Genomic DNA, 2,177 nt, shown 5'->3' on the forward strand with positions numbered 1-2,177 from the left:
ATTTTTAAATGGAAAATGGCTGGCTGACTTTTTCAGCAGGCCCTAGCTACGGTAGTAAATAGAAATTTAGTTGCCGTGACCCCCTCCCAATTTCCGAGTCATTCTAAAATAGAAAATTCGGCTGTTTTGACCTGCTTTTCAATGAACATTTCCGGGGTCAGGTCACCCAAGAAACTGTGAGGCCTGAAGGTATTGTATTCATGCCTCCAGGCTTCTATTTTCTCTTTTGCATCATCAAGTGAGAGGAACCAGTTTGTGTTCAGGCACTCATCTCGGAAGCTCCCATTGAAGGACTCAATATACGGATTATCCGTTGGTTTTCCAGGTCTTGAAAAAACAAGTTCAACTTTTTGCTCATAAGCCCACCGGTCAAGTTCTTTAGAAATAAACTCGGATCCGTTATCCACCTGAATCTTCTTCGGTTTTTCCCCGCTCAACACGTGTAGTTTCTCCAAAACGGCAACCACATCACCTCCCTTTAACCCCTGTCCGACCCGAATCGCTATGCATTTTCGACTAAAATTATCCACTATAGTTAAACAGCGGATTTTTCGCCCATCAAACAGCGCATCTGCTACGAAATCCATGCTCCAACAATCGTGTAAACTGGAAAACACAGGGCGTTCGGAGCGGTGTGAAGCAGCCCGGCAACGCCTGGGGCGTTTTACCCGCAGGTTCAGCCCCTCTTCTTTATAAATGCGATAAACACGCTTGTGGTTGTCTTTCCAGCCCTCTCTACGCAAAAGAATATAAATCCGCCTCAAACCATAACGAACCCGGGTTTCTGCTATATCACGAATCCGCACACGCAATGGTCGATCTTCACGACCATGTGCCTGATAGTACCAAACCGAAGTACTCAACAGCGATACCGCACATGCTCGACGAAGTGAAACCTGATAATCATCAATCAATCCTTTAACCATCTTTCTGCGTTGAGAAGGCCTTAATGCTTTTTTTTTAACACATCCTGCAACATCTGCTTGTCAAGGCTCAGGTCCGCAACCAGCTTTTTCAATTGTGCATTTTCCTCCTCAAGCTGCCGAAGTCGGCGCAATTCCGCTACGCCTAAACCGCCATATTTCTTCTTCCAGTTGTANCCGCAACCAGCTTTTTCAATTGTGCATTTTCCTCCTCAAGCTGCCGAAGTCGGCGCAATTCCGCTACGCCTAAACCGCCATATTTCTTCTTCCAGTTGTAAAACGTAGCCTCGCTGATCCCCATTTTCCGACAGACTTCCTCCACACGTGTGCCGCTCTCTGCCTGCTTGAGCGCAAAGGCAATCTGGGCCTCCGTAAACTTTGATCTTTTCATTCGGTTTCCTCCCGTTTAAATTTAGTAATTCAATCCCGAATCCTCTACTTTTAAATACTCCAGTTTTCAGGGAGGGGGTCATAACTGTAATCTCCCTAAAAACACCTGCGATTATAAATGTAACCTTATGAAAATGCCGCAGACTTAAATGCCTCCAGGTGAATCATAAGCTAATTTCACATGTTCGGTCTGGAAAAGGTTGGCCTTTGGTGGGTTCCATTGCTTAATGGCGTTTATTACCTGCTCTACATTGCCTACCCCCGGTTGCTTGCTGGCATAATCGGCCGAAGCCAACAGCTCTAGCGCATAAGTAGACTCAAAGCCCTCGATAAGTTTCAAAACAGATTGAAGCCGCTCTCGTTGTACGGCGCTCAGTCCCGATTGGATAAACCGGTCAACCTCCGCATACCGTTCATAGTTGAGCAGTAGCGGCTCGAAAGCTTTGGCTTGGTTTGTCCACTAGATAATATTGTGATATCTCCAATAGTAGTCCAAATAATAGTAGTCCAAATCCAACCTTTAGGTAAATTATATTTTTCTTGTTGTTCTTTCATTTTAAATCTTTTCCAAAAGATTTGCTTCTAATTGTTAATGCTTTATACCAATAGAAAAACGCCTCCGGATTGGTCTTCTTCAATTTGTTTAATTTATTGTAGGCTTGGTCTTCAATCAGCCAATCCTTAATTTCCAACGGATTTTTAAACCGTTCTATTTCCTGATTTTCTTTATTTAGCAATGAAGTCAGATAGGCAACTTTAGCAGCTGCCGTTATAGCTTCTTCGATTGAAAAACGGTCGATAATGAAATTCGTGAAGTTCTTGGATAAAACGCATATGCTGACCCCCGTAACGGGCATGTTGACC

General features: G+C 44.0%; 2 protein-coding genes and 1 pseudogene. All 3 read right to left on the reverse strand.

The annotated features are described in order from the left end of the window. Nucleotides 1-98 precede the first annotated feature (98 nt). Nucleotides 99-1,314: pseudogene (locus tag NGM62_RS21785) on the reverse strand (IS3 family transposase). A gap of 144 nt (nucleotides 1,315-1,458) precedes the next feature. Then, on the reverse strand, nucleotides 1,459-1,653 hold the full coding sequence (locus NGM62_RS21790; RefSeq protein WP_262250412.1) for a hypothetical protein: 195 nt from the start codon (nucleotides 1,651-1,653) through the stop codon (nucleotides 1,459-1,461). A 211-nt stretch (nucleotides 1,654-1,864) separates the two neighbouring features. Next, on the reverse strand, nucleotides 1,865-2,177 hold a 313-nt coding region (locus NGM62_RS21795; protein ID WP_262250413.1), incomplete at its 5' end, for a hypothetical protein.

Source organism: Parapedobacter soli (assembly GCF_025460835.1).
Classification (GTDB): domain Bacteria; phylum Bacteroidota; class Bacteroidia; order Sphingobacteriales; family Sphingobacteriaceae; genus Parapedobacter; species Parapedobacter soli.